The 7346-nt window shown below is 57.6% G+C and carries 4 protein-coding genes; 3 read left to right on the top strand and 1 reads right to left on the bottom strand.

Translation table 11 applies throughout. The annotated features are described in order from the left end of the window. Positions 1-586: 586 nt before the first annotated feature. A complete protein-coding gene (locus QQL24_RS11390) occupies positions 587-2860 on the top strand; it encodes a caspase family protein (protein ID WP_284312124.1) in 2274 nt (757 codons plus the stop codon). Positions 2861-3493: 633 nt separating this feature from the next. Here the strand turns inward: QQL24_RS11390 and QQL24_RS11385 are convergent. Then, positions 3494-3859: an SPW repeat protein gene (locus QQL24_RS11385; RefSeq protein WP_284312123.1), complete on the bottom strand. Its 366-nt coding sequence runs from the start codon at positions 3857-3859 to the stop codon at positions 3494-3496. 123 nt (positions 3860-3982) lie between these two features. On the opposite strand from QQL24_RS11385, the gene QQL24_RS11380 reads away from it, so the two are divergent. Beyond that, positions 3983-4660: a TetR/AcrR family transcriptional regulator gene (locus tag QQL24_RS11380; protein WP_284312121.1), complete on the top strand. Its 678-nt coding sequence runs from the start codon at positions 3983-3985 to the stop codon at positions 4658-4660. A gap of 613 nt (positions 4661-5273) precedes the next feature. Beyond that, on the top strand, positions 5274-7127 hold the full coding sequence (locus QQL24_RS11375; protein ID WP_284312126.1) for a chloride channel protein: 1854 nt from the start codon (positions 5274-5276) through the stop codon (positions 7125-7127). Positions 7128-7346 lie beyond the last annotated feature (219 nt).

Here is a 7346-nt window from a genome sequence, read left to right as displayed (position 1 = left end):
GTCGATGCCCCGTTCATGCAGCAGGTCCTCCACATTCCTCCATGACAACGGGTAGCGAACGTACATCATCACAGCGAAGCGGATCACGTCTGGCGACGAATTGAAATAGCGAAATGGATTGGGTTCGGGGCTCACCATCCTCGCTCCCTACCCTAGGCCGCCACCTTCGGCAATTTGCTCTGACAGAGCCTCCTGGAGGCCTTGAATCAGAGTCACATAGAGGCGACCGGCCATGCGATCGGCGAGAGTCGCTGATAAGCACACCGCCTTCGATCGAACTTATCCGGGTTCATGCTCAATCCCGCCGTCCGCACGCCACACCTTGAAGACGGTGAGCCGGCATTGAAGATAGCGTGTTGGATGCCATCCGCGGTCATGCCCCGGGGACGGTGGCGGGGGGGACCATGGGGAGGTGACGCCAGAGGCCCAGGCAAGGGCCTTTAAGGGGTTCTCGATGTTCGGGGTCTTATCATCAAAGGGCGATCCCAGCCGGCGCCCGCTTGGTGTTCCTGGTGGTACTTTACCGGATTGCATCCTCTGGTAGAATTGGCGTACGGGGCTATTGATAAGCACCAAGGGACTTGTCATGACACGGTTATTGATAGTCCTTTTCCTCGTCATCCTCGGCGTTACACGCGCCAACGCTGACACCAAAGCAACAGTGGTTGAGCCAGCAGTTGCGATGCCGGGCAACCGAGTAGCCTTGGTGATTGGCATTGATCACTATGCTCGTGGCAGTGGACCCATCTTCGCTCCGGATCTCAACAATCCCGTCAAAGATGCTCAGGCCATGCGCGACACCCTGGGCAAGCTGGGATTTGCCGTGGTCTATGGCGAGGACCTCGGGAAGGACGACTTCGAGACGGCCCTTGATCGCTTCGAGGATCGCGCCAAGGACGCCGATATCGCAATCGTGTATTTTTCTGGCCACGGTTCCACCTTTGAGGGTCTTCCCTACCTTGTTCCAGCTGATGCCACTTTCGAGGAACTGCGCCAAACGGAGCGCAAACTCATCAGGGTTGAGGACGTCCTTGAACGCCTAAGAGAAGCAAAGGGGGTCCGTATCGCCCTATTCGACGCGTGCCGAGATGATGAGGCCGAGCAGGCTTTGAAGCAGCGTATGGCGGGGACCAAGGCTGTGGCCCAGACCCGGGGTCTCGCTCGGGTTCAGGCACCACCTGATGGCTTGATCGTCATGTACGCCGCGCAGTTCTTGCAGACCGCGGATGATGGCACCGCTGGCGGGGACCATTCGCCCTTTGCTGCTGCCCTTCTGGATAAGCTACCGACGCCCGGCGAGAATATCACCGCGATGCTCGAAGATGTTGCGCGATCCGTCATTGATCTCACTGGCGGCAAGCAGAAGCCCGAGCTGGTAGTTGACCTCTTCGACAAATTTCAACTCGTAGAGTCTACGGAGCCGGCCCCTCCACCGGTAGCGGCTACTGACGCCCGAATAGCCGAGGCTGCGCTTGTGTGGCCTTCCCTCGCCTCGTCGAACGATGCTGCACTCCTGAGGGCATTCAAGCTGCATTATGCAGGTACAGTGTTCGAAGAGATGGCAAGCGCCCGTTTAGCGGAACTCGCTTCAAACGATGTAAAAGAACCGGCAGCTTCACAAAGCTCCGGCGAAACGCCGGGCATCCAGATCGCCTTAGTGCCGGGTGTACCGGGTGTTGTTGTTACTCGAGTATCGACCCCTTTAAATGCCTGCGACAGTCTTGCGGGCGCACTGCTTGATCCGGATCATGTTGGGCCCGGAATTGATAAGGACAAGCTCGTTCCCGCAAACGCAATACCGGCCTGTCAAGAAGCCGCAAAAAATTCTCCTTCAACCCGACGGTTTTTATTTCAGTTGGGCCGCGCCTATAACGCGAGCAAGGATTACTCGACCGCAATAAGTTGGTATCGCAAGGCTGCGGACCTAGGAAGCACCGCCGCGATGGGAAACATAGGTTTCCTATACGATTACGGAGATGGAGTGACCCAAAATAGTCAGGAGGCCGCAATTTGGTTTCGCAAGGCGGCCGACCTAGGAAACCCTGTGTCAATCGACAACCTTGGTGTCCTCTATGAAAAGGGTCGAGGCGTCGAACAAGATTTTCAACAGGCGATGACTTGGTACCGCAGGGCTGCGGACTTACAGTACCCGTTCGCGATCTATCACGTCGGCTCTCTCTACGAAAATGGACAAGGTGTCGCGACCGACTATAAGCAAGCGATGAGCTGGTTTATGAAAGCGGCAGCCCTAAACGATGTAGCGGCTATGGTCGAAATCGGTTATCTTTATGAAGACGGTAGAGGAGTGCCAGTAAATTATCAGGAGGCAATGACGTGGTACGGAAAGGCAGCTAATCTCGGAAATGCAGAAGCCATGTCCAACCTCGGAAGTCTTTACGAAAAAGGCCGTGGTGTTTCGCGAGACTATAATCAGGCGATGAGTTGGTATCGAAAGGCGGCCGACCTCGGAAATGTATCTGCTATGGCCGAAATCGGTTACTTTTACGATGCGGGTCTCGCTGTTGGGCAGGACTATCAGGAGGCGTTGAGTTGGTATCGAAAAGCGGCCGACCTTGGAAATGGCTATGCAATGGTCAAAGTCGGTTTCTTTTACGATACCGGCCTCGCAGTCGGGCAGGACTATACGGAGGCGATGAGTTGGTATCGAAAGGCCAGCGATCTAGGAGTTCCCGAAGCGATCAATAACATCGGAGTGCTCTACGAAGATGGTCACGGGGTACAGATGGACTATTTGCAGGCAGTTACGTGGTTTCGTCGAGCGAGCGACCTGGGGTATTCTGCTGCTGCCGACAACCTGCGTGCGATATGCAGCAGCCGGAAAGGACTAAAAGGCTGCTGAGCGGGCAACCCAATCAGCTACGTGTAAATCGGCGCCAAAGGTTGCCCCCTAACGGCGCGACCATAGTCGGCTGAAAAAGCACGATAGTTTGGAATTTGAGGGGGTCACGATCGGTACCGATCCTGTCCCCATCCGTCATAGCATTTTGCACATAATATCAATAGGTTAACGTTAGACCGACGGGGGCTAATCTTTGAAACCGATTTACACTCGCCGTGACCTGCCACTGAGATTTTCCTCCAACGTGGATTAGGGGTCAGGACAAGAGCAGTTCACGAACGAGGCGCAGCGGTTGTATTTCTTGCAGCGGTTGTCCTATGGCCACGCGAGGCCGGAGGTCGCTTAAAGTCAGTTATCAGACAGGTCCGCTATTCCCGATAAGCCAATCCGAAGCGGACCAACTGAAATCCCCGGTCTCGCTCGTCAATGATGAAATCTGTGATGGGCGTCTTCTGAAATAGGTCGCCCGCTCGGATGATCGCGTGTAGACGCACTCCAGGTGCGCCTCGTTCAAAAGCGCCCTTTCGTTTGGCCGAAAGACCGAAAGGTTGACGATCTCAGACCTCCACGGCCCTCGTTTTCTTTATCGTGCCCTTTGCTCTGAAGCACACTGACCGCTCTGGTCACCGCAGCCTAATGCGCCGAAAGCCTGGGCGGATGGCGGTAGGTCCATTCGGCCCATAGCGAGACGATGATCGTCAGCGCGCCGATGCCCCAATGCACGCGGGTGGCTGGGATATCGGTGATGAAACGCAGAACCCAGGGCGCGGCAATCAGCCAGGCGCCCAGCACCAGCGTCACCCATTCCTCCCACTGCCTGGTTTCGGAGAGGGAGGCGGCGGCCATGTAGGCCAGGATAACGGCGACCACGCCGGCATCCCATTTGGCCATTTCGTTATCGGCAAAGCCGAGCACCCAGGGCGATGCGAATAAGGCAATGGCCAGCAACAGCAGGATGACGTCCTGAAAGCGCTTGCCCTCGAAAATCACAGGTACCATCGAACACTCCCTTCCATTCCTCACCGCTCGACAGGCGGCGATCATGCTGGCAATTTATATCGTATTACGATATAAATTGCCAGCACACCGATGAGTGCTCCCAGGCTTGTGAGAGGGATTTTCATGCTCAGCACCGATGCTAAGGCCCTCGCCGTCTCAATCCCGAAACTGCCGCAGGCGGAGGTCAGGAACAACGGGCCGAATCTCAAGACCAGACAGATCCTGCGGGCCGCCCGGCGACTGTTCTTCGCCAAGCCCTATGATGCGGTGAGCATGGAGGCGGTGGCCACGCATGCCAGCGTGTCCAAGGGCACCCTCTATCTCCATTTCCGCGACAAGGAGACCTTGTTCGCCACACTCATCGTGGAAGAACTCTCCGCGACGGCGGTGGATCTGTGGTGCCAGACCAGCGAACACGTCGCCATGGAGGCCGTGCTCACCCGGGTGGCGCGCAATTATGTCGGGCTGTTCGGCTCGCGCCACGCCATCGAGGTCTACAAGTCCCTCGTCAGTGTCTCCGCGCGCTTTCCCAAGCTCGGGCGCCTGTTCTATGAGCATGGTACCAAGGTGCTGACGGAGCGGCTTGCGACCTTCATCGCGACCCGCAGCGAGGAGGGTTTGCTTGACGTGCCCGATCCCGATCTCGCCGCCGAACAATTCCTGAGCCTGGTGCGCGGCAGCCTGCATTTGCGCGAGGTTCTGTCCACGCAGGCCCCGTCCGCGGCAGAGATCGACAAGGTGATCGCCAGCGGCGTCAGGCTCTTTCTTAAGGGGTACGCGGCCCCGCCGCGGCAAGGCTGAGTTCCGCTTGCCTCCACCGCCATTTGCATCACTGAAGGGCGGGCCGAACCGGGTGGCCGCTCGCATCGAGGCGGAGGAAGAGGCGGCACCGGCAAGCCTAGCAAGAAACCCATTGGCTCCAACGTCTACTGGAAGCGCCTAACCGACAGCTTCGAGCTCGTTGGGGTAGACGTGTATCGGCTTCACGTCAGCGGGGGGTGGATCGTGCCCCAGCTACACCACTCTACGCGACACGATCCCGGGCACGATCTGCATTGAATCTGTTTCAGACCATATCCCGCGACGTGCCTTCAACCCGTCACCGTGCGCCATGGGCAACCGGGCCGTCATCGCATTTTCTGACGGATCCTGACATCAGGGTCGGGTCTCGGGGGTGCAGTTACGCTCCGGTAGTGATGCGGTGGGCACGAGCAGTGCCGCTTCGCGGTAGGAATGGTGACACGGCTACACAACCCATTCCGGCGGGACTGCGCTCCTCGGGCGGTCAGCTTGCAAGTTATGTGAGCATCATTTATATCGTGGAACGATATAAATGATGCTTCGCCAGAGCCCCGCTGTCGGCAAGTTCAATGCGGTAATTTGCGCAGGCAACCTCTTGATTGAAGACTTTCAGATGAAAACTAAGAAAGACAGCCATAGTCGCTTGGGTGATTTCACGACGGACACTCGTGTTCTCATTGTCGCCAGCATTGCAATCATCGTCGGTACGGCCAGCGTGGCTGCTGCTGTCGCTCTGATCAATTTGATCCGACTGGCAACCAACATCGCCTATTTCGGGCGTTTCAGCCTGGCAGACGTGGGGCCTTCGCAATCACCCTTCGGTCTATGGGTGGTGCTGATTCCGGTAGCCGGGTCGCTGCTTATTGGCTTGATCGCGCGCTATGGTAGCGAAAAGATCCGTGGACATGGCATTCCCGAGGCGATCGAGGCCATCTTGCTGGGACAGTCGAAACTGAGTTTGAAAGTCGCAATCCTCAAGCCACTTTCTTCGGCGATTGCCATTGGCACTGGTGGCCCCTTTGGTGCGGAGGGCCCGATCATCATGACCGGCGGTGCGATTGGCTCCCTCATCGCCCAGATGCTTCCTGTCAGCGACAATGAGCGCAAAACCTTGCTTGTCGCCGGTGCTGCCGCTGGCATGACAGCCGTGTTCGGCACCCCGATCGCGGCCATCATGCTGGCGGTCGAACTTCTTTTGTTCGAATGGTCGCCCCGCAGCTTCATTCCCGTTGCAGTGGCCGCCATTGTTGCCGGGGTGGAGCGTTCCTTGCTGCATATGCCCTCGCCGCTGTTTGCCTTTGATGGCAGCGTCGCAGTCAGCGTCCTCCAACTTGGCGGTTGGGTGTTGATCGGTGTCATGGCCGGGCTCTTGTCGGGTATCCTGACCCAAATGGTCTATGCCTGCGAGGATGGCTTCCTCAAGCTGCCAATCCACTGGATGTGGTGGCCGCTCCTGGGGGGCCTGGTCGTCGGCCTCGGCGGCCTGGTCGATCCGCGCGCATTGGGCGTCGGCTATGACAATATTGCCTCCATGCTGGAAGGCAATACGCTCGCCCAAGCGGCTCTGCTTCTCCTAGTCGTCAAGGCTATCATCTGGTCTGTTGCGCTCGGATCAGGGACATCGGGCGGTGTGCTGGCCCCCCTTCTCATCATGGGAGGCGCAATGGGAGCCGCGCTTTCGGGATTCTTGCCGCAAGCGCCTTCCGGCTTCTGGCCGCTTCTTGCTATGGCCGCTACAATGGGGGGTACGATGCGCTCGCCATTGACAGCAACATTCTTTGCCGTGGAATTGACGGGCAATACCCACGTGCTCTTGCCCCTCATCGCCGCCTGTGGCGCAGCGCACCTCACCACTGTTCTTTTGATGAAGCGCTCGATCCTGACGGAAAAGATCGCCCGTCGCGGCCATCACATCGTGCGCGAATACCGCATCGATCCGTTTGCCCTCCGGCGGGTGAACGAAGTGATGACTACGCCGGTGGAGTCCGTGCCCGCAAGCATGACCCTGCATGCGGCGGCGGCTTTCCTCACCAGCCCACAGGCAACGCATCCAAGCTTTCCGGTAGTCGATGCGAGCAACCATGTCCTGGGCGTCATCGATCCTCCGGCGATCCTGCGCTGGCGCCGTGCTGGAAAGCATCGCAAGACACCACTTGGTGAGTTGCTCGCCGGGGCCAAGATTACCCTCGCCTATCCGGATGAATATCTGGAAAGCCTTGCCGACCGTTTATCATTGGTCAATGTAGCCCACCTTCCAGTAGTGTCCCGTAGTGATAATCGCCTGATCGGCTATATCGGCTGGAAGGATCTGATGCGGGTCAGGGCAAAGCTCCAGATGGAAGACCGGCATAGGACTTCGATTTTCCGCAAGGCGCCGGCATCAAGGACCGCTCCTGCAGGGAGCGTTGCGCCTGCGCCCCCCACCCGTGCGATCATGGACACAACACGCATCGTCGATAAGAGCTGATCTCATATCGGAGTCGGCTCACAATTGAGAGTCATTGTTAGTTTGGCCGATGCCATCATCACAGGCTTATTAGTTCTTATCTCGATCCGGATGGTGTCGGCGCGACATCAAGGCAGCTTGCTTACCTTTGATTAATGTCATGAGTCTCAAGATTGGCAACTTCATCATAGATATACGCATTGTCGAAAGCTTCGCTGTCCAACTGCCGCGGCAGCCCGT

The sequence above is a fragment of the Labrys miyagiensis genome, assembly GCF_030160835.1.
Lineage (GTDB): Bacteria > Pseudomonadota > Alphaproteobacteria > Rhizobiales > Labraceae > Labrys > Labrys miyagiensis.
The sequence above is the reverse complement of the archived record's forward strand: the minus strand, read 5'-3'. Positions and strand labels throughout refer to the sequence as shown.